Source organism: Embleya sp. NPDC059237 (assembly GCF_042754105.1).
GTDB lineage: Bacteria > Actinomycetota > Actinomycetes > Streptomycetales > Streptomycetaceae > Embleya.
Genome location: NZ_JBHZAE010000004.1, coordinates 622,823 through 642,002, shown reverse-complemented (window position 1 = coordinate 642,002; position 19,180 = coordinate 622,823). Strand labels below are relative to the sequence as shown.

The window sequence follows — 19,180 nt, the reverse complement described above, 5'->3', positions numbered from 1 at the left end:
GCTGGGGTTGGGGCGGGTTCGGTTTCGGGGCCGGGCTGCGTCCCGGTTTGTCCTCAAGCGCCGGACGGGCTGATTGGGTTCGGTTCCGGTGCGGGGCTGTGGGCCTGTTTGTCTTCGGGCGCCGGACGGCTGGGGTTGGGCCGGGTTCGGTTTCGGGGCCGGGCTGCGTCCCGGTTTGTCCTCAAGCGCCGGACGGGCTGATTGGGGCCCGGTTGCGTCCCGCCTTGTTCTCAAGCGGCGGACGGGCTGGAGGCGGGCTGTGTTCCGTTTGCTTATCGAGTGTGGGTGTTTTGGGCTTCAGCGGTCGGTGTTGTCTTTGGGGAGGACGTCCTTTTGGAGGACGTCTACGCCGCAGATTTTTTTGGCTGCTGTTACCGGGTCGTTGGGGAAGCGGAATGAGGTGCGGTCCCAGGCGCCGGTGAAGTTCTTTTTGAAGCGGCTCCAGGTCATGGGTTCTTGGACCGAGTCCTGGAGTTCTTTGATTTTTCCGGTGTTCGTGTTGCCGCAGGTGAGGGCGTAGCGGGCGGCCTTGACGCGGATCGGGTCGATGCCCGGGGGGAGGACGGCGTCCGGGGAGGTGTACTGGGCGAAGACCCAGGCGATGTCGATTTCCTTTTCGTGGCCCGGGCGGCCCCGGGTGGTGAGTTCGACGTGGGCGGCCAGGGGATAGGCCAGGCCGAGGATGTCGACGGAGACGCCGTCGAGCGGGGTGTTCGCGCCGTTCATGCCGAGGTTGGTCCATACCGTGGCGACCGGGGCGGGCAGCTTCGGGTCGAGGGCGGTGACGTAGAAGCCGTCGTACCAGGGGTAGACGATCACGTGCTTGTGGTCGGCGCGGGCGGCCTGGGCGGCGGCGGGGAAGCGTGGGTAGTTGGCCACGTACGAGTAGGCGGTGACCGGGTTGGCGACCTTGAGCGCGCCGATGTAGAAGGCACGTTCGTCGGCGATGCCGCGCGGGCCGATGCCCTCGTAGGGCACCCGGAAGGCGACCGCGCAGACCACGGCCCAGCCGATCAGCACGGTGGCGGCGGGCACCGCGAGCCGGTTCGCGGGGACCACGAGGATGGGCAGCAGCAGGGTGAACAGGCCGGGCAGCAACATCCGGGCGTGCATGAAGTCGCCGCCGACGCGGATCACGTAGAGCAGCATGACCAGGCCGCACGCCACGGGGACGGCGAGGACGGTGATCCGGGTCCATCCGGCGCGGTCGATCGTGCGCGGGTCCAGTCGGGCGCGGGCGCGAGCGGGGTCGCGGCGTACCCGCAGTACCGCCTGGGCGAGCACGCACGCGGCGAGTACGACGAACGGGATCCACAGGTGGTACGGCCCGGTCAGGTCGCGGACGTAGTTCCAGCCCCGGGACCAGTCGCTCGCCGACGCCTCCTTGGTCACGGCGGGCAGCGGCAGCATGACGCCGTAGTAGCCCATCCGGAAGATCTCGTAAAGCAGGGGAAGGGTGAACGCGGTGCCGAACAGGGCGAGGGCGCGGAGCGGGCGTGGGCGGCGGATCACGGCGAGCGCGATCAGGAATCCGAGGGTGGCGATGGCCAGGTCGGGGCGGACCGTCGGGCCCAGGCCCGCGACGAAGGCCAGCGCGTAGGCGATGCGGGCGCGCGGGTCGTGAGGGAGGCGGACCAGGAGCCACCAGCAGCCGGCGATCCACAACGTGGTCAGCCCGGTTTCCAGGCCGGAGGTGGCGAAGTCCCACACCGGCGGCAGCGCGAGCAGGGCGATCACCCCGAACGGCACCAGGACGGGGACGCGCGCGGTGCGTTCGTGCAGCCGACGGGTGGCCTGGAGCGCGAGGACGTAGCCGGCGGTGGTGCACAGCAGGCCCAGGTAGACCGCGAGGCGGCCGACGTCGCTCTGGGTGATCCAGGACGCGAGCACCAGGATCCACTGCCACAGCGTGCTCGTGGAGGACTCGGCGCGTTCGCCCACGTTGAACACGGGGCCGTTGCCGGCCAGGATCTGGCGCACGGTGCGGGTGAAGATCAGGCCGTCGTCGCTGATCCAGCGTCGGTGCCAGCCCAGGATCAGCACGATCAGGGCGGGCGTCAGCACCATCGCGAGGTTCCAGCGGGTCGTGCCGCGGGTGGACGGGCCGTCCTGGGGGGGATCGGCCCGTCGCCCGAAGCGCGAGCGCCCGGACAGCACACTCACGAGGCTCATGGTTCGTTGACTCCAGTCGGGGCGGGCGGGCCGACCACACCATAACCACTGATGATCGACCGCCGGTCCGATGACGGGCTCAGGAGGGCGAGCAGAATTTCTTCTCGGCCTCGATCGGGTTGGCCGGGATCCGCAGCTTGGTTCGGTCCACGGCGCCGGTCAGGTTCTTCCAGAAGCGCGACGCGGACATCGGTTCGTCGACCGAATCGACGAGTTCGGCGAGGTCGCCGCAGCGCAGCGCGGCCCGGGCGGCGCGGATGTCCTCCTGGGTGGCGGCGTCCGGCGGGACCAGCGCGTCGCCGGCCGGGTCGACGTAGAGCGCGACGTTCCAGGCGAACGGCAGCAGCTTCTTGTGGCCGGCGGCGGTGTGCCGGGTCTCGGTGATGTGCGCGCCGACGGTGTTGGACAGGCCCCACACGTCGACCACGATCCCGCCGAGCGGGGTTATCGAGCCGCCGACTCCGAGTCGGCCGATGACCAGGCCCTTGTCGTGGTCGAGGTCGGTGCGCAGCGGCAGCGGCGGCACCTTCATGTAGTTGGGGTCCACGAAGAGCAGACGTTCGCCGCCGGTCTTTTCGTTGCGGAACGCCTCTTCTATCGTCGGCAGCGTCCGGATGTGCGCTTCCTCGGTGGTGGGGTTGTCGGTCCTGGTCCACGCGGCGTAGGTGTCGCGTTCGTTCCAGACCTGGTTGCCGTTGCCGTCGGGGGCCGGCGTGGTGATCACGCCGGAGCGCAGCGTGCTGCCGCAGACCACCGCCCAGACCGCGACCAGCACGATGACGGGGGTCACGAGCCGGTCCAGGGGGGCGAGCAGCAGCGGGAGCAGGACCAGGAGCAGTACGGGCAGCCACATGCGGCCGTGCATGAAGTCGCCGCCGACCTTGAGCACGTACACGGTCTGGCCCAGCGCGGCGACCAGGGGGGTGCCGATGACTATCCAGGTGCGCCGGTCGGCGGGGCGGCGCCGGGTGAGCGCGAGGGCGACCGCGACCACGATCAGGATCATCGGGATCCACAGGTAGTACGGCTTCATGTAGTCGGTCAGGTAGTCCCAGCCGCGGCCCCACAACGATCCCGACGCCTCCTTGGTGAGGGCGGGCATCGGGAAGATCAGGCCGTAGTAGCCCATCCGGAAGATCTCGTAGGCGGCGGGCAGGAACCCGGCGCAGGCGAGCATCGCCAGGGCCTTGGGCCAGCGCGCGCCGATCAGCAGGAACTGGGCGGCGAGCAGGATCACCATGGTCAGGCCCAGGTCGGGGCGGACCAGGGGGCCCAGGCCGAACCAGAAGGACAGGGCGAGGGTGTGCCGGGTGGTGTGGGTGCCGACCGGGCGCAGCCAGGTGCCGATCAGCAGCCACCACGACAGGCCGATCCAGAACAGGATCAGGCCGGTCTCCATGCCGGCGGTGGCGAAGTCCCACACGGAGGGGACGGCGATGAACACGAGTACGCCGGCGGGCAGCAGCAGCCGGGTGACCGCCAGGCCGCGGAAGAGCCGGCGGGTGCCGTCCAGGGACAACCACAGGCCGACGACCGACAGGATCAGGCCGGTGTAGACGGCGGTGGGCGCGTAGTCGAACGGGGTGATGCCGCCGAGCAGCGCGAGCAGCCATTGCCACAGCGTGCTGGTGGAGGTCTCCACACGTTCGCCGGCGCTGTAGACGGGACCGTTGCCGGCCAGGATCTCGCGGACCGCGCGGGTGAAGATGAGGCCGTCGTCGGTGATCCAGCGCTGGTGCCAGCCCATGATCGCGAAGACCAGCGTGGGCAGGCCCAGGGCGAGCAGGTCCGGCAGTGGGACGCGGGCGCGCCTGCGCTCGGCAGTGGGCCGGGTCGGCGCGGCGGTGGTGTCCGCGGTGCCCGCCTCGGGAGCCGATGGGGGCTCGCCGGTCGGGGACTGTAGGTCCGGGTCGGCGACGCGTGCGGCGTCGGCGGGCCCGGAGGTGCCGGGGGGAGGGGTCACGTGGTCTCGTTCGTTTCCTGGGCGGGGGCGCCCGCCGTCTGCTGCACGTCGTTGCCGTCCCGCCGGCCGTCGACCGCCCGCCGGGGGCGCGTATCCGAAGTCCGCTGATCCTAACGCACCGGCATGCGCCCTATTGGGTGACCCGGGGACGGGGAAGGCTTGTCCGGAGCGGTCTCGGGCGGGTCTTCGGGCCCCTGCCGGGCATCACGACGCGCGGCGCCGTACCTGGGCGCACCGGAGAAACGGGCGAATGGGGCCACTGTGCGCCTGCTTCTGCGCTGCGCCGACGCACGGCATCCGCCCGTCGGGCTCCTCGTGGCGCTCACGCCGAACGGAGCCCGGCGGGGCACCGGCGGGACGCCAAAGGGGGCTCGAAGACACGGTCGGGGGAGGGCGGTCACCCAACGTACTTGCATAGTGATTCGACCATCCGTATAGTCATGCTCCTGACAAGGAGGCGGTAATGGGGGCCAAGGCGGCACTGGCGGGGGCGAGTGGATACGCGGGCGGGGAGATCCTGCGCCTGCTGCTCGCACACCCGGAGATCGAGATCGGCACGCTCACGGCGGGGTCCAACGCGGGCCGACGCCTGGGCGAGCTGCAGCCGCACCTGCTGCCGTTGGCCGACCGCGTCCTCGTCGAGACCACGGCCGAGAACCTGGCGGGGCACGACGTGGTCTTCCTGGCCCTGCCGCACGGACAGTCCGGCGCGCTGGCCGCGCAACTGGGCGCCGACGTGCTCGTGGTGGACTGCGGCGCCGACTACCGGCTGCGCGACGGCGCCGACTGGGAGGAGTTCTACGGATCCCCCCACGCCGGGACGTGGCCGTACGGACTGCCCGAGCTGCCGGGCGGGCGCGCCGCGCTCGTCGGCACCCGGCGGATCGCGGTGCCGGGCTGCTACCCGACCGTCTCGCTGCTGTGCACGGTGCCCGCCACCGCCGCCGACCTGGTCGAGCCCGACTGGGTCGTGGTCGCCGCGTCCGGCACCTCCGGGGCGGGCAAGGCGCCCAAGCCGCACCTGCTGGGGAGCGAGGTGATGGGCTCCGTGAGCGCCTACGGCGTCGGCGGGGTGCACCGGCACACCCCGGAGATCCTCCAGGGGCTGCGCGCGGTCACCGACGCGCCGGTCACGGTGTCCTTCACCCCGACGCTGGTGCCCATGTCGCGCGGCATCCTGGCCACCTGCACCGCCCGGCTGCGGCCGGGCGTCACCGCCGAGGCGGTCCGCGCGGCCTACACCGCGGCCTACGCCGACGAGGGCTTCGTCCACCTGCTCGCCGAGGGCCAGTGGCCCGCGACCGCGATGGTCTACGGCGCCAACACGGCCGTCGTACAGGTCACCGTCGACGAGCGCGCGGGCCGCGTCGTGGTGGTCGGCGCGATCGACAACCTCGCCAAGGGCACCGCCGGCGGCGCCATCCAGAGCACCAACATCGCCCTCGGCCTCGCCGAGGACCTGGGACTGAGCAAGACGGGGGTAGCGCCGTGAGCGTCACCGCAGCACAGGGCTTTCGCGCCGCGGGCGTGGCCGCGGGCCTCAAGAGCACGGGCGCGCCCGACGTGGCGCTGATCGTCAACGACGGCCCCTCGATCGCCGGGGCGGCGGTGTTCACCGCCAACCGGATCAAGGCCGCGCCGGTGGTGTGGTCCGAACAGGTGGTCAAGGCCGGCCTCGTGCAGGCGGTCGTGCTCAACTCCGGCGGCGCCAACGCCTGCACCGGCACCGAGGGCTTTCGCAACACGCACGCCACCGCCGAGCGGGTCGCCGAGGCGCTGGGGCTGAACGCCGGCGAGATCGTGGTGGCCTCCACCGGCCTGATCGGTGTGCAACTGCCGATGGAGCGGCTGCTGCCGGGCGTCGACAAGGCGGCGGCGGCACTGAGCGCCGACGGTGGCGAGGCCGCTGCGATCGCGATCAAGACCACCGACACCGTGCACAAGCAGTCCGTGGTCACCGACCCCGCCGGGTGGACCGTCGGCGGCATGGCCAAGGGCGCGGGCATGCTCGCCCCCGGCCTGGCCACCATGCTCGTCGTGCTCACCACCGACGCCGCGGTCGACGCCGAGACGCTGGACGCGGTGCTGCGCGGCGCCACGCACACCACGTTCGACCGGATCGACTCCGACGGCTGCATGTCCACCAACGACACCGTGCTGCTGATGGCCTCCGGCGCCTCCGGTGTCGAGCCCGACCTCGCCGCGTTCGCCGAGGCGGTGCGCACCGTCTGCGGCGACCTCGCCCGGCAGCTGATCGGCGACGCCGAGGGCGCGAGCAAGGACATCCGGATCGACGTGACGGGCGCCGCGACCGAGGCCGACGCGCTGGAGGTGGCCCGCTCGATCGCCCGGAACAACCTGTTCAAGTGCGCCGTGCACGGCGAGGACGCCAACTGGGGCCGCGTGCTCGCCGCGATCGGCACCACCGCCGCGACCTTCGATCCCGACCGGCTCGACGTCGCCTTCAACGGCGTGTGGGTGTGCCGGGACGGTTTCGTCGGCGAGGACCGCGAGCTGGTCGACATGACCCCGCGCGAGACGCACATCGTGGCCGACCTCAACGCCGGCGAGGCCGCCGTGACGGTGTGGACCAACGACCTCACCGCCGAATACGTCCACGAGAACTCGGCCTACTCGTCGTGACCGGTACCGACAGCCAGACGAGGGGGAGCGGGATGCGGACGGAATCGGCCGACAAACAGGGGCGCAACAACGCGGCACTGGCCAAGGCGCACACGCTGATCGAGGCGTTGCCGTGGTTGGAGCGCTTCTACGGCAAGACCGTGGTGATCAAGTTCGGCGGCAACGCCATGGTCGACGACGCGCTCAAGCAGGCGTTCGCCCAAGACCTGGTGTTCCTGCGGTTCGCCGGGCTGCGCCCGGTGATCGTGCACGGCGGCGGCCCGCAGATCAGCGCGCAGCTCGACCGGCTCGGCATCGAGTCCTCCTTCGCCGGCGGCCTTCGGGTGACCACGCCCGAGGCGATGGACGTGGTGCGCATGGTCCTCGCCGGCCAGGTGCAGCGCGAGATCGTCGGCCTGATCAACCGGCACGGGCCGTTCGCCGTCGGGATGACCGGCGAGGACGCGCACACGATGACCGCGGAGAAGCGGCTCGCGGTCGTGGACGGCGAGTCGGTCGACATCGGCCTGGTCGGCGACATCGTCGAGGTCGACCCCGGCGCGATCCGGGCGCTGCTCGACGACAACCGGATACCGGTGATCTCCTCGATCGCGCGCGGCGCCGACGGGCACGTCTACAACGTCAACGCCGACACCGCGGCCTCGGCGCTCGCGGTGGCGCTCGGCGCGGAGAAGCTGGTCGTGCTCACCGACGTCGAGGGGCTGTACGCCGACTGGCCCGTCAGTGACGAGGTGATATCGCGCCTGGACGCCGACGAGTTGGCCACGCTGATGCCGAGCCTGTCCACCGGCATGCTGCCCAAGATGGAGGCGTGCCTGCGAGCCGTGCAGGCCGGGGTGCCGGCCGCGCACGTGCTCGACGGGCGTGTCGCGCACTCGCTGCTCCTGGAGGTGTTCACCGACGAGGGCATCGGGACCATGGTGGTGCCCGCCCGGGACAAGCACGCGGGGGCCGCGGCCGACATCGAGCACGTGGACAACGACGACGAAGACTCCGAGGGGGCGGCGTGACCATCACCGAGAGCGGTGCCGCCGGTGCGTTGACGCAGCGGTGGAACCAGGCGCTGATGCACAACTACGGCACACCCGCGATCGAGCTGATCAGCGGCTCGGGCGCGCGCGTCGTGGACGGCGCGGGCAACACCTACGTCGACTTCCTCGGCGGCATCGCGGTCAACGCGCTCGGCCACGCGCACCCGGCGATCGCCGCCGCGGTGAGCGCGCAGCTGGGCCGACTGGGCCACGTGTCCAACCTCTACATCGCCGAACCGCCCGTGGCGCTCGCCGAGCGGCTGCTCGCGCTGTTCGGCCGCCCCGGCCGGGTCTACTTCGGCAATTCGGGCGCCGAGGCCAACGAGGCCGCGTTCAAGATCGCCCGGCGCACCGGCCGGCCGCAGATCATCGCCGCCGAGGGCGGCTTCCACGGCCGCACCATGGGCGCGCTGGCGATGACCGGCCAGCCCGCCAAGCGCGAACCGTTCGCCCCGCTGCCCGGCGGCGTCGACTTCGTGCCCTACGGCGACGTCGACGCGTTGCGCGCCGCCGTCGGTCCGCAGACCGCCGCGGTGATCCTGGAGCCCATCCAGGGCGAGAACGGCGTGGTCATGCCCGGCGAGGGCTACCTGGCCGCGGCCCGGGAGATCACCGCCGCGCACGGCGCGCTGCTGATCCTGGACGAGATCCAGACCGGCATAGCCCGTACCGGCGCCTGGTTCGCCCACCAGCCGCTCGGCATCGAGCCCGACGTGGTCACGCTGGCCAAGGGGCTGGGCGGCGGGTTGCCGATCGGCGCCTGTGTCGCCTTCGGGCCGGCGGCGGAGTTGTTGCGGCCGGGCCAGCACGGCACCACGTTCGGCGGCAACCCGATCTGCTGCGCCGCCGCGCTCGCGGTGCTCGACACGATCGAGAACGACGACCTGTGCACCCGTTCGGCGCAACTCGGCGAGCGGCTGCGGGCGGGAATCGACAAGATCGCCCATCCGCTGGTCGACGAGGTGAGCGGAGCGGGCCTGTTGATCGGTATCGTGCTCACCGCACCGGTGGCGCAGACCGTGCAACAGGCGGCGCAGGACGCGGGTTTCCTCGTCAACGCCGCCGTGCCCACCCGGGTCCGGCTCGCCCCGCCGCTCGTCGTCGACGACGCGGACGTGGACGCGCTGCTCGGGGCGCTGCCCGCAATCCTGGACGCCGGCCTCGCCGCCGCACCCGCCGGAGGAACTTCGTGAACACCGTCCGACGACGACGCGTGCGGCGCTAGGCGGGGTCGGCCCATGAGCAGCGAGCCCGGCGCCGGCGAGCCCGGCACCGACGCGACCCCGGTCGAGGGCGTATATGCGGTGCCCAGCACCCGGATCGCCCGCCACCGGCGGATCGTCGACATCCTGACCCGACACCCGGTCCGGTCGCAGAACCAACTCGCCCGGCTGCTCGCCGAGGACGGCCTCGCCGTCACCCAGGCCACGCTGTCGCGGGATCTCGACGAACTGGGCGCGGTGAAGATCCGCGACGCGGAGGGATCGCTGATCTACGCCGTGCCGGCGGAGGGTGGTGATCGCACTCCGCGGGCACCGCTGGAGGAGTCCGCGGTCGAGGGACGGCTGTCCCGGCTGGCCGGCGAACTGCTGGTGTCGGCCGAGGCATCGGGCAACCTCGTGGTGGTGCGCACACCGCCCGGGGCGGCCCAGTTCCTGGCCTCCGCGATGGACCACGCCGAGTCCCGGCTGATCCTGGGCACCATCGCCGGCGACGACACCATCCTGATGGTCTCGCGCGACCCGGAGGGCGGCGCGGCGCTCGCCGCGCACCTCCTGGCGCTCGCCGAGCACAAGGGATAGCCGGGCCCGGTCCGCCCGCGACCATCGACTTCCGCACACCGCCCGATCGCTCGGCTCGGGCCGAAGCCGGCACCACATCTGCCGAATCGCTCATTCGTAAGGAGAAATCGCTCGTGACCGAGCGCGTCGTACTCGCCTATTCCGGAGGTCTAGACACCTCCGTCTGTATCCCATGGATCGCCGAGGAGACCGGCGCCGAGGTCATCGCGGTGGCCGTCGACGTCGGCCAGAACGGCGAGGACCTGGACATCATCCGCAAGCGGGCACTGGCCTGCGGCGCGGTCGAGGCCGAGGTCGCGGACGCCCGCGACGAGTTCGCCGACGGCTACTGCCTGCCGGCCATCCGGGCCAACGCGCTCTACATGGACCGCTACCCGCTGGTCTCCGCGCTGTCTCGACCGGTGATCGTCAAGCACCTGGTCGCCGCCGCGCGGAAGCACGGAGCGACCACGGTCGCGCACGGCTGCACCGGCAAGGGCAACGACCAGGTCCGCTTCGAGGTGGGCATCTCCTCGCTCGCCCCGGACCTGACGTGCATCGCCCCGGTTCGCGACTACGCGATGACCCGGGACAAGGCGATCGCCTTCGCCGAGGCGAAGAACCTGCCGATCGTCACCACGAAGAAGTCGCCGTACTCGATCGACCAGAACGTCTTCGGGCGGGCCGTGGAGACCGGCTTCCTGGAGGACATCTGGAACGCGCCGATCGAGGACGTGTACGAATACACGCAGAATCCGGCCGACGCGCGGGACGCCGACGAGGTGGTGATCACCTTCGAGCACGGCGCGCCGGTGGCCGTCGACGGCCGCGAGGTCACCGTGCTCCAGGCGATCGAGGAGCTGAACCGGCGGGCCGGCGCGCAGGGCGTGGGCCGGATCGACATGGTCGAGGACCGGCTGGTCGGCATCAAGAGCCGCGAGGTCTACGAGGCCCCGGGCGCGATCGCGCTGATCACCGCGCACCAGGAGCTGGAGAACGTCACCGTCGAGCGCGAGCTGGCCCGCTACAAGCGCACGGTCGAGCAGCGCTGGGCCGAACTGGTCTACGACGGCCTGTGGTTCTCCCCGCTCAAGCGGGCCCTCGACGGCTTCGTCGCCGAGGCCAACCGGCACGTGTCCGGCGACATCCGGATGACCCTGCACGGCGGGCGGGCCGTGGTCACCGGTCGGCGCAGCGACCAGTCGCTCTACGACTTCAACCTCGCCACCTACGACACCGGCGACACGTTCGACCAATCGCAGGCCAAGGGCTTCATCGAGCTGTTCGGGCTCTCCGGCAAGATCGCGGCGCGTCGGGACGGTGCATCGTGACCGAGAACACCGACCGGGTGAGCCTGTGGGGCGGCCGTTTCTCCGGCGGCCCCTCCGAGGCTTTGGCCCTGCTCTCCGCCAGCGTGCACTTCGACTGGCGGCTCGCGCCGTACGACATCGCCGGCTCCCGGGCGCACGCCCGGGTCCTGCACGCGGCCGGACTGCTCACCGACGACGAGCTGACCCGCATGCTGGCCGGCCTGGACACGCTGCAAGAGCATGTCGAGTCCGGTGTCCTGGTCGCCACGATCGCCGACGAGGACGTGCACACCGCGCTGGAGCGCGGCCTGCTCGACATCCTCGGCCCCGACCTGGGCGGCAAGCTGCGCGCGGGCCGCTCGCGCAACGACCAGATCGCCACCCTGGGCCGGATGTACCTGCGCGACCACGCGCGGATCCTGGGCCGGCTGCTCGCCGACCTCCAGGAGGCGCTGATCGAGCAGGCCGCCGCGCATCCCGACGCGGTGATGCCGGGTCGCACCCACCTCCAGCACGCCCAGCCGGTGCTGCTCGCGCACCACCTGCTCGCGCACGTGCAGGCCTTCGCGCGCGACGCCGACCGGCTGCGCGACTGGGACCGGCGCGCCGACGTGTCGGCGTACGGGTCCGGCGCGCTCGCCGGGTCCTCCCTCGGGCTCGACCCCGAGTCGGTGGCCCGCGACCTCGGCTTCTCCGCTTCCGCGGCGAACTCGATCGACGGCACCGCCTCGCGCGACTTCGCCGCCGAGTTCGCGTTCGTCACCGCGATGCTCGGGGTGAACCTGTCCCGGCTGGCCGAGGAGATCATCGTGTGGAACACGAAGGAGTTCTCCTTCGTGACGCTGGACGACGCCTTCTCCACCGGTTCCTCGATCATGCCGCAGAAGAAGAACCCCGACATCGCGGAGCTGGCGCGCGGCAAGTCGGGCCGGCTGATCGGCAACCTGACCGGGTTGATGGCCACCCTGAAGGCGCTGCCGCTGGCCTACAACCGCGACCTCCAGGAGGACAAGGAGCCGGTCTTCGATTCGTGCGACACGCTCGAAGTCCTGCTTCCGGCGTTCACCGGGATGATCGCCACGCTCACCTTCCACCGCGAGCGGCTGGCCGAACTGGCGCCGGCCGGCTTCTCGTTGGCCACCGACATCGCCGAGTGGCTGGTCCGCCGCGGCACTCCGTTCCGGGTGGCGCACGAGGTGGCCGGCGCGTGTGTGAAGTATTGCGAGCCGCGCGGGATCGAGCTGTGGGACCTGACCGACGATCAACTCGCGGAGATCTCGCCGGAGTTGACCCCGGAGGTGCGCTCGGTACTGACCGTGTCCGGCTCGGTCGCCTCGCGTGACGGACGCGGGGGCACCGCCCCGGTCCGGGTCGCCGAGCAACTCGGCGAGCTTCGGGCGGACCTGGCCGGCCAGCGCAAGTGGGCCGGCGGGTAACGCCGTACGGCACCGGGATCGACCTGAGACGATGGGCCCGCAACCTCCGGGGGGAGGTGGCGGGCCCATCGTCGTGTCCGCATGTCGTGGGGCGTCCGGTTTCTGGATGGTTGCACGAGTGTGAGCGGAAGTTGCGGTTCCAGTCCCAATTGTGAAATCGCGGTTACCAAAAGCGATTGCACGTGTTCGCTCCGTTGACTCCGTACTAGGGTCGGTTCACATCGAGGGGAGGGATCGGCATGCTCGATCACCTGCGTCGAATACGTTCCCAGGGGGAGAAGTCCGCCGCCATGCTGGCGGATCTCCCGGTCGGCGCGCTGCTGCGCAGTGTTCCCCCCTCGGTGGGCTTCGGAGTGCGCTCTTATGTGCGGTCGTTGCGCGCCGAGCGGCGCCGATATCCCGAGATGCCCACCGTGTTCCCCACCCCGGGACTGGTCTCCGCGGCCTTTCTGGACGAACTCGTGGTGGCCGTCCTGGCCGGCGGCCGGCTGTCCCCCGACCCCGAGGACGCCCAGCGGATCCGGACCGAGATCGCCGACGCGCTGGCCAAGTTCCGCGCCGAGGGCTACCTCGACGATCCGACCCGCTTCCATCCCGAACCGCCCGCCCCGGAGGACCCGGTGCTCCGGGACCGGCTCTACGGCACCATCGGCTACGAGCAACTGACCTTCGACAGCGGATACATGCCCCGCGCCGGGGTGCCGGGGGCCACCCGGTGGCAGGGCGCGGGAGCGAATCAGCGGGTGTGGGCGTACGTACTGCGCCACCCCGGAGCGCCGCGACCGTGGCTGGTGAACCTGCACGGCTTCGGCATGGGCCGACCCGGCGACCTGGCCGCTTTCCGCTCGCCGCGGCTGCACCGCGAACTCGGCGTCAACGTGATCCACCCGGTGCTGCCCATGCACGGGCCGCGCAAGAGCACGCGCACCCACGACGGCACGTTCATCTCGTTCGACTACCTCGGCAACGTGCACGGCCTGGGACAGGCCGTGTGGGACGTGCGCCGCTGCCTGGACTGGGTGCGCGCGCAGGGCGACGGCGACACCCCCGTCGCCGTGCACGGGCTCTCGCTGGGCGCCTACGTCGCCGCCCTGGTCGCGGGCCTGGAGGAGCTGGACTGCGTGGTCGTCGGCGTGCCCTCGGTCGACATGGCGTGGGTGATGTCGCACCACGTACCCGAGGACATCGAGCGCGAGGTGCGCGCGGCGGGCCTGCTCGGCGCGGACGCCGAGACGGTCCACCGCGTGGTCTCGCCGCTGGCGGTGACGCCCCGGGTGCCGCTGGAGCGGCGCTTCGTCTACGCCGGCCTGGCCGATCGTATGGCCACGCCGCAGCAGGCGTATCGGCTCTGGAAGCACTGGGAGGAACCATCCGTCTGCTGGTACCGCGGCTCGCACATCGGAGCCGTGTGGAACCGGCAGGCGCACCGCTTCATCGAGGATGCCCTGACCTCGTCGGGCATCGGGAGGAGGAATACCTGGTGAAGCTCTCCGGTCTGGATTCGGCATTCCTGGCCCTGGAGTCGCAGGAGTGGCCGGCGCACGTCGTCTGCCTGACCATCGTCGACGCCTCGGACACCGGGGGCCGCGTCGACCGCGCCGCGTTCGCGCGCACGCTGGCCGCCCGGCTGCCCCGACTGCCGCTGCTGCGCCGCAAACTGGTCCGCGGCCCGTGGGGGCTGGCCCGGCCGCACTGGGTCGAGGACCCCGACTTCGAGCTGGGCAACCATCTGCGTCGGGCCACCCTGGCGGCGCCCGGCGGCCGGCGTGAACTGACCGCCATGGCCGAGGAGATCTACCGCCACCGCCTGGACCGTGACCGCCCGCTGTGGGAATGGTGGATCGTCGACGGCCTGGAGAACGGGCGGGTCGCGCACCTGTGGAAGGTGCATCACGCGTGCATCGACGGGCGTTCCGGCGCCGCGATGCAGGAGATCTTCTTCGACGCCGTCCCGAACCCGCCGGCCGAGCAGGCGCCCGCGCCGGTGCCCGGGCCGAGCGAGCCGGGAGCCGTGCCCGAGGGGTGGGAGGCGATCCGCGAGGGCGCACTCTCGCTTGCCGGCACGCCCGTACGGGTGGGCCGGCAACTCGGCCGCCTGGGACAGGGCGTGCTGCAGGCCGCGCTGACCGGGCGGCTGAGTCGGGCGCTGCCGCTGAACGTGCCCAGGACCCGGTTCAACGCGCCGATCGGCCCGCGGCGGGCGTACGGCTTCTGCAGCGTCTCGCTCTCCGACGTCAAGCTGGTCAAGAACGCCTTCGGGGTCAAGGTCAACGACGTGGTACTCGCGATGGTGGCCGGCGCGCTGCGCGAACACCTGGATGCCCTGGGCGAGTTGCCCGAGCGGGAACTGGTCGCCACGGTGCCGGTGGACGCCACGCACGGCGGCGAGCGGGCCGGCGGCAACCTGATCACCGGGATGCTGGTGGGACTGGCCACCGACGTGACCGAGCCCGGTGAGCGACTGCTGTGCGTGCACGAGAACTCCGACGCGGCCAAGGCCGTACAGAGCGCGATGGGCAGCGAGTTGCTCACGGGTCTGGCCGAGGCGCCGCCGCCGGCGCTGCTCGGTGCGCTCGGCGGGCTCTACCGCGAGGCCCGACTCGCGTCCGTGCTGCCGGCGTTGTGCAACGTCACGGTGTCGAACGTGCCCGGTCCGCGCAGGCCGCTGTATGCCCACGGGCAGCGAGTGGAGGCGTTTCATTCGATGGGGATCATCGCCGACGGCTTCGGACTGTTCATCGGTGGCATGAGCTACGACGACCGGATCGACATCGGTGTGCTGGCCGACCGGGACGCGCTGCCGGACCCGTTCGCCCTGGCGGACGCCATCGTCGAGCAGTTGAACCACCTGCTGAAGGCGGCGGACGAGGTCGCGCCGCCGCGCCCGACGCGGGATCTGCCGCCCGAGCCCTACGGCGCGGCTGACCCGGAGGGTGGGGCCGGGGCCGTGTCCAAGGTGCCCGGTCCGCGACGGGTCGAGGAGGATCGTGCGGTCGATGCCGCCGGGTTCGAGGCGGGTCGCGCGTGAGCAGGACGGCACTGGTCACCGGCGCCAACTCCGGACTCGGCCTGGCCACCGTGCTGGCGCTGGCCCGGGCGGGCGTGGACACCGTCGGCAGCGTGCGCACGGCGGCCAAGGCCGAGTCGGTCCTGGCCGCGGCGGACGCGGCCGGGGTCGAGGTGCGCACCGTGCTCCTGGACGTCACCGACGCGGCCGGCGGCAAGGACGTGATCGAGCAGGTCCGTCCCGACATCCTGGTCAACAACGCCGGCGGCACCTCGTTCGCCCCCGTGCTCGACGTGTCGGAGGAGGACGCCCGCCACCAGCTGGAGACCGCGCTGTTCGGCCCGATGCGGCTGGCCCGCTTCGCCGTTCCGCACATGCGCGAGCGCGGGTGGGGCCGGGTGGTGCAGATCTCCTCGCTGGCCGGACGGGTCACGTATCCGCTGCTCGGCTGGTATCAGGCCGGGAAGCACGCGATGGAGGCGGCTTCCGAAGCGCTTCGGGTGGAGCTGGCCGGGGCCGGGATCGACGTCGTGGTGGTCTCGCCCGGCGGCTTCCGCAGCGGCGCCACCGAGGAGATGGCCGACGCGGTCGAGCGCCATCGCGGCACCGCGTTCGCGACCGCGTTCCGCCGGATGGACCTGGGCTTTTCGATCATGAAGCCGCTGTGGAGCGAGCCGGAGACGATCGCCGACACGATCGCCCTGGCCGCCACCACGAAGTCGCCGAGATCGCGCTACGTGGTCGGGGCCGACGCACACCTGACGCTGCTCGTACACCAGGCCACCGAACCGTTCGCGATGGTGCGCGCGCTCAAGGAGGGAGTCGTCCGGCGCGTCACGGGTCTGTAGCCGGCCGGGCCGCGGCCGGCCGGATCGATCGGCCGGGTCGCTCCGGAGCGGGCGTGAACGCCGCGCGTAGTGGCCACAGCGCGCGTTCCGCGACACGCATTTTTCCGGCGATTCACCCCATCGGGGGGCACTTCGTCGAACACGCTGCCTGAACGCCGGATTGCGCGTAGGTGAGGGCCGGGTAGAAGTCCGGGAAAAGCCGTGTGGAACAGTGACGAACGCAGTGTTCACGCGCGTGTTCGAGAAGGGGACAACCCTCCCCCTTCGCATCGGGCACGGGGCTCGACGCTGCGGCACACACATCCGCGCGGTGATCAGGGCGATCAGGGGAGCAATCCGATGGGGCAGAACGTGGGTATCGGCACGGCGGACGTATCCGACGCCGAGCAGATTCTCAAGCTTCAGTACCTCTGTTACCAGGGCGAGGCCGCCCTCTACAACGACTACGGCATCGAGCCGCTGACGCAGAGCCTGGAGAGCCTGCGCGCCGAGTTCGAGACGCACACCGTGCTGGTGGCGCGCCTGGGCGAGGAGGTCGTCGGCTCGGTGCGCGGCACCATCGACGACGGCGTGGCCCGGATCGGCAAACTGATCGTGCACCCCCGGCTGCAGCGGCACATGCTCGGCACCCGGCTGCTGCGCGCGATCGAGGCGAAACTCGCCGACGCCGCCGAGTACGAGCTGTTCACCGGCCACCGCAGCGAGAACAATCTGCGGCTGTACGAACGCCTCGGCTACGTCTCCGGCCGGATCGAGAAGGTCAGCCCCCGACTGAGCCTGGTCTACCTGCGCAAGACCGCCGTCCTCGCGGCCTGATCGACGCCCGCGAGGCGAGCAGCACCCCCGAAGCCCCGGCAACCATGGAATCCATGGCCGTCGGGGCTTCGTCGGCTCCGGTCGCAGGTGCTCGGCGGGATGACATTTCCTTTGCGAGGCGTGTGTCTGCTTTAATCGGATCATGTTCACGACGGCTCACATCTCCGGCACCGCGGCTACCGCCACGGGTTGTCGTTGCATGCGCCGTTCGTGTCAGATGTGTCGAATGTGTGGCTGTTGAGGATTTGAGGGCCTGATCCCTCTCCCGGGCCGAGCGCTCCGCGCCCCCGGTGCAACCCCCGCCACGCCCCCTGTGTGATCGAGTCGCGCGGCCCTTCGTCGGGCCCGATTCGGCGCGCACATCCACCCGAGGACTTCACGGTGATCCGTACCACTGCCCTGAGCAAGGTCTATCGCAGCCGAGAACGGCAGGTGACCGCGCTCGACGGGGTCGACCTGCACGTGCGCGAAGGCGAGATCTTCGGTGTGCTCGGCCGCAGCGGCGCCGGCAAGAGCACCCTGATCCGCTGCGTCAACCTCCTGGAGCGCCCCACGTCGGGCACCGTCGAGGTGGGCGGGCGCGAGCTGACCTCGCTGTCGGCGAGCGCGCTGCGTGCCGAGCGGCGCGGCATCGGGATGATCTTCCAGCACTTCAACCTCCTCTCCAGCCGCACCGTCGCCGGGAACGTCGCGGTACCGCTGGAGATCGCTGGGGTGCCGCGCCGGGACCGGGCCCGCCGGGTCGCCGAACTGCTCGACCTGGTCGGCCTCGCCGAGCACGCCAAGGCGTACCCCGCGCAGTTGTCCGGCGGGCAGAAGCAGCGGGTGGGCATCGCCCGCGCGCTCGCCGCCGAACCGCGCGTACTGCTGTCCGACGAGGCCACCTCGGCGCTCGACCCGGAGACCACCCGCTCGATCCTGGCCCTGCTGCGCGACCTGCGCGACCGACTCGGCCTGACCATCCTGCTGATCACCCACGAGATGGACGTGGTCAAGAACATCTGCGACTCGGCCGCGCTGATGGAGGGCGGCCGGATCGTCGAGTCGGGAACGGTGCCCGAGCTGCTCGGCCGCTCCGACTCGCGGCTGGCCCGGGAGATGTTCCCGCTGGGTACGCCCGCCGTGCTCGCGGGCCGCACGCTGGTCGACATCACCTTCCGCGGCGAGGAGACGGCGCAGCCGTTCATCTCCACCCTCGCGCGCACCTACAACGTCGACGTCAACGTGCTCGGCGCGGCCGTGGAGAGCGTCGGCGGGCGGCAGATCGGCCGGATGCGGATCTCGCTCGACGGCACCTTCGAGCGCAACGTGGTGCCGATCGGCTACCTGCGCGAGCAGGGCCTCCAGGTCGACGTGATCGACGAGGCCGAAGCCGAGTCGGGGACCGACCACACCACATCGGACGCCGACGTCGCCGCCGCCGACGGCGTGGCGCTCGCGGGCAAGGAGCTCTGACGATGACCTGGTCCGAGATGCGGCCCCTGCTGGAGACGGCCACCCAGGAGACGTTGTACATGGTCGGCGTCGCGACGCTGATCACCGTAGTGATCGGCCTGCCGATCGGGCTCCTGCTCGTGCTCACCGACCGCGGCGGGCCGTTGTCCTTCGCGCCGGCGAACAAGCTGCTCGGCCTGGTGGTCAACGTGGGGCGGTCGATCCCGTTCCTGATCCTGCTCGTCGCGCTGATCCCGTTCACCCGCTGGGTGACCGGGACCACCATCGGCACCGACGCCGCGATCGTGCCGCTGACCGTGGGCGCCATCCCGTTCTTCGCGCGCCTGGTGGAGACCGCGGTGCGTGAGGTGGATCGGGGCCTGATCGAGGCCGCCCAGTCGATGGGCGCGGGCACGTTCACCGTCGTGCGCAAGGTGCTCGTGCGCGAGGCGGTGCCGTCGATCATCTCCGCGATCACCGTGACCGTCGTTGCGATCGTCGGCTACTCCGCGATGGCGGGTGTGGTCGGCGGCGGCGGCCTCGGCGACCTCGCCATCCGCTACGGCTACCAACGCTTCGAGACGAACCTGATGCTCGTCACCATCGCGGTGCTCGTCGTCCTGGTTCAACTCGTGCAATTCCTCGGCGACCTGCTCTCCCGCAGGCTCGCCCACCGCTAGACACGCGGCACTTCGCCCGCGCCACCGTACGACGCGAGGCATTCCGCCCGCGTACACCG

Annotated in this window: 15 protein-coding genes; 13 read left to right on the top strand and 2 right to left on the bottom strand. The window is 71.3% G+C overall.

Translation table 11 applies throughout. From position 1 onward, the window contains the following. Positions 1 to 297 precede the first annotated feature (297 nt). Positions 298 to 2,172, bottom strand: a complete 1,875-nt coding sequence (locus ACFXKZ_RS16890; protein ID WP_380001040.1) for a hypothetical protein — start codon at positions 2,170 to 2,172, stop codon at positions 298 to 300. Between the two features lie 79 nt (positions 2,173 to 2,251). After that, positions 2,252 to 4,135: a hypothetical protein gene (locus ACFXKZ_RS16885; protein ID WP_380001038.1), complete on the bottom strand. Its 1,884-nt coding sequence runs from the start codon at positions 4,133 to 4,135 to the stop codon at positions 2,252 to 2,254. Between the two features lie 463 nt (positions 4,136 to 4,598). Between ACFXKZ_RS16885 and argC the strand changes: the two genes are divergently transcribed. The 13 genes from argC (at position 4,599) to ACFXKZ_RS16820 (ending at position 19,121) form a co-directional block, all read left to right on the top strand. After that, the gene (gene argC / locus ACFXKZ_RS16880) at positions 4,599 to 5,627 is read left to right on the top strand and encodes an N-acetyl-gamma-glutamyl-phosphate reductase (protein ID WP_380001036.1); all 1,029 of its coding nucleotides are present in this window, start codon (positions 4,599 to 4,601) and stop codon (positions 5,625 to 5,627) included. Further along, positions 5,624 to 6,778, top strand: coding sequence for a bifunctional glutamate N-acetyltransferase/amino-acid acetyltransferase ArgJ (gene argJ / locus ACFXKZ_RS16875; RefSeq protein WP_380001034.1), 1,155 nt, complete (start codon positions 5,624 to 5,626; stop codon positions 6,776 to 6,778). Before argC ends, argJ begins: the two co-directional genes overlap by 4 nt. Positions 6,779 to 6,810: 32 nt before the next feature. Continuing rightward, complete coding sequence (argB, locus tag ACFXKZ_RS16870) at positions 6,811 to 7,788, top strand: acetylglutamate kinase (protein ID WP_380001032.1); 978 nt, start codon at positions 6,811 to 6,813, stop codon at positions 7,786 to 7,788. Then, positions 7,785 to 9,002 (top strand): acetylornithine transaminase, encoded by a 1,218-nt coding sequence (locus ACFXKZ_RS16865; RefSeq protein WP_380001030.1) that lies wholly within the window; start codon positions 7,785 to 7,787, stop codon positions 9,000 to 9,002. Before argB ends, ACFXKZ_RS16865 begins: the two co-directional genes overlap by 4 nt. Positions 9,003 to 9,047: 45 nt before the next feature. After that, positions 9,048 to 9,611 carry an arginine repressor gene (locus tag ACFXKZ_RS16860; protein WP_235618828.1) on the top strand — a complete coding sequence of 188 codons (564 nt, stop codon included), beginning with the start codon at positions 9,048 to 9,050 and terminating at the stop codon, positions 9,609 to 9,611. 113 nt (positions 9,612 to 9,724) lie between these two features. Beyond that, a complete protein-coding gene (locus ACFXKZ_RS16855) occupies positions 9,725 to 10,921 on the top strand; it encodes an argininosuccinate synthase (protein ID WP_380001028.1) in 1,197 nt (398 codons plus the stop codon). Beyond that, positions 10,918 to 12,336 carry an argininosuccinate lyase gene (gene argH / locus ACFXKZ_RS16850; RefSeq protein WP_380001026.1) on the top strand — a complete coding sequence of 473 codons (1,419 nt, stop codon included), beginning with the start codon at positions 10,918 to 10,920 and terminating at the stop codon, positions 12,334 to 12,336. Before ACFXKZ_RS16855 ends, argH begins: the two co-directional genes overlap by 4 nt. Positions 12,337 to 12,575: 239 nt before the next feature. Next, the gene (locus tag ACFXKZ_RS16845; protein ID WP_380001024.1) at positions 12,576 to 13,820 is read left to right on the top strand and encodes an alpha/beta hydrolase family protein; all 1,245 of its coding nucleotides are present in this window, start codon (positions 12,576 to 12,578) and stop codon (positions 13,818 to 13,820) included. Then, a complete protein-coding gene (locus ACFXKZ_RS16840; protein ID WP_380001022.1) occupies positions 13,817 to 15,364 on the top strand; it encodes a wax ester/triacylglycerol synthase family O-acyltransferase in 1,548 nt (515 codons plus the stop codon). The genes ACFXKZ_RS16845 and ACFXKZ_RS16840 overlap by 4 nt, the downstream gene beginning before the upstream one ends. Continuing rightward, the gene (locus ACFXKZ_RS16835) at positions 15,361 to 16,191 is read left to right on the top strand and encodes an SDR family NAD(P)-dependent oxidoreductase (RefSeq protein ID WP_380001020.1); all 831 of its coding nucleotides are present in this window, start codon (positions 15,361 to 15,363) and stop codon (positions 16,189 to 16,191) included. The genes ACFXKZ_RS16840 and ACFXKZ_RS16835 overlap by 4 nt, the downstream gene beginning before the upstream one ends. Before the next feature lie 339 nt (positions 16,192 to 16,530). Next, on the top strand, positions 16,531 to 17,007 hold the full coding sequence (locus ACFXKZ_RS16830; RefSeq protein WP_078978635.1) for a GNAT family N-acetyltransferase: 477 nt from the start codon (positions 16,531 to 16,533) through the stop codon (positions 17,005 to 17,007). A gap of 381 nt (positions 17,008 to 17,388) precedes the next feature. Next, the gene (locus ACFXKZ_RS16825) at positions 17,389 to 18,462 is read left to right on the top strand and encodes a methionine ABC transporter ATP-binding protein (protein ID WP_380001017.1); all 1,074 of its coding nucleotides are present in this window, start codon (positions 17,389 to 17,391) and stop codon (positions 18,460 to 18,462) included. A gap of 2 nt (positions 18,463 to 18,464) precedes the next feature. After that, complete coding sequence (locus tag ACFXKZ_RS16820; RefSeq protein WP_380001015.1) at positions 18,465 to 19,121, top strand: methionine ABC transporter permease; 657 nt, start codon at positions 18,465 to 18,467, stop codon at positions 19,119 to 19,121. The last annotated feature ends 59 nt before the right edge of the window (positions 19,122 to 19,180 follow it).

Excerpts from the sequence above, each read along its gene's own strand:
- argB (WP_380001032.1), top strand. The coding sequence starts at position 6,811 with ATGCGGACGGAATCGGCCGACAAACAGGGGCGCAACAACGCGGCACTG.
- argC (WP_380001036.1), top strand. The coding sequence starts at position 4,599 with ATGGGGGCCAAGGCGGCACTGGCGGGGGCGAGTGGATACGCGGGCGGG.
- ACFXKZ_RS16860 (WP_235618828.1), top strand. The coding sequence starts at position 9,048 with ATGAGCAGCGAGCCCGGCGCCGGCGAGCCCGGCACCGACGCGACCCCG.
- ACFXKZ_RS16820 (WP_380001015.1), top strand. The coding sequence starts at position 18,465 with ATGACCTGGTCCGAGATGCGGCCCCTGCTGGAGACGGCCACCCAGGAG.
- ACFXKZ_RS16845 (WP_380001024.1), top strand. The coding sequence starts at position 12,576 with ATGCTCGATCACCTGCGTCGAATACGTTCCCAGGGGGAGAAGTCCGCC.
- ACFXKZ_RS16890 (WP_380001040.1), bottom strand. The coding sequence starts at position 2,172 with ATGAGCCTCGTGAGTGTGCTGTCCGGGCGCTCGCGCTTCGGGCGACGG.
- ACFXKZ_RS16830 (WP_078978635.1), top strand. The coding sequence starts at position 16,531 with ATGGGGCAGAACGTGGGTATCGGCACGGCGGACGTATCCGACGCCGAG.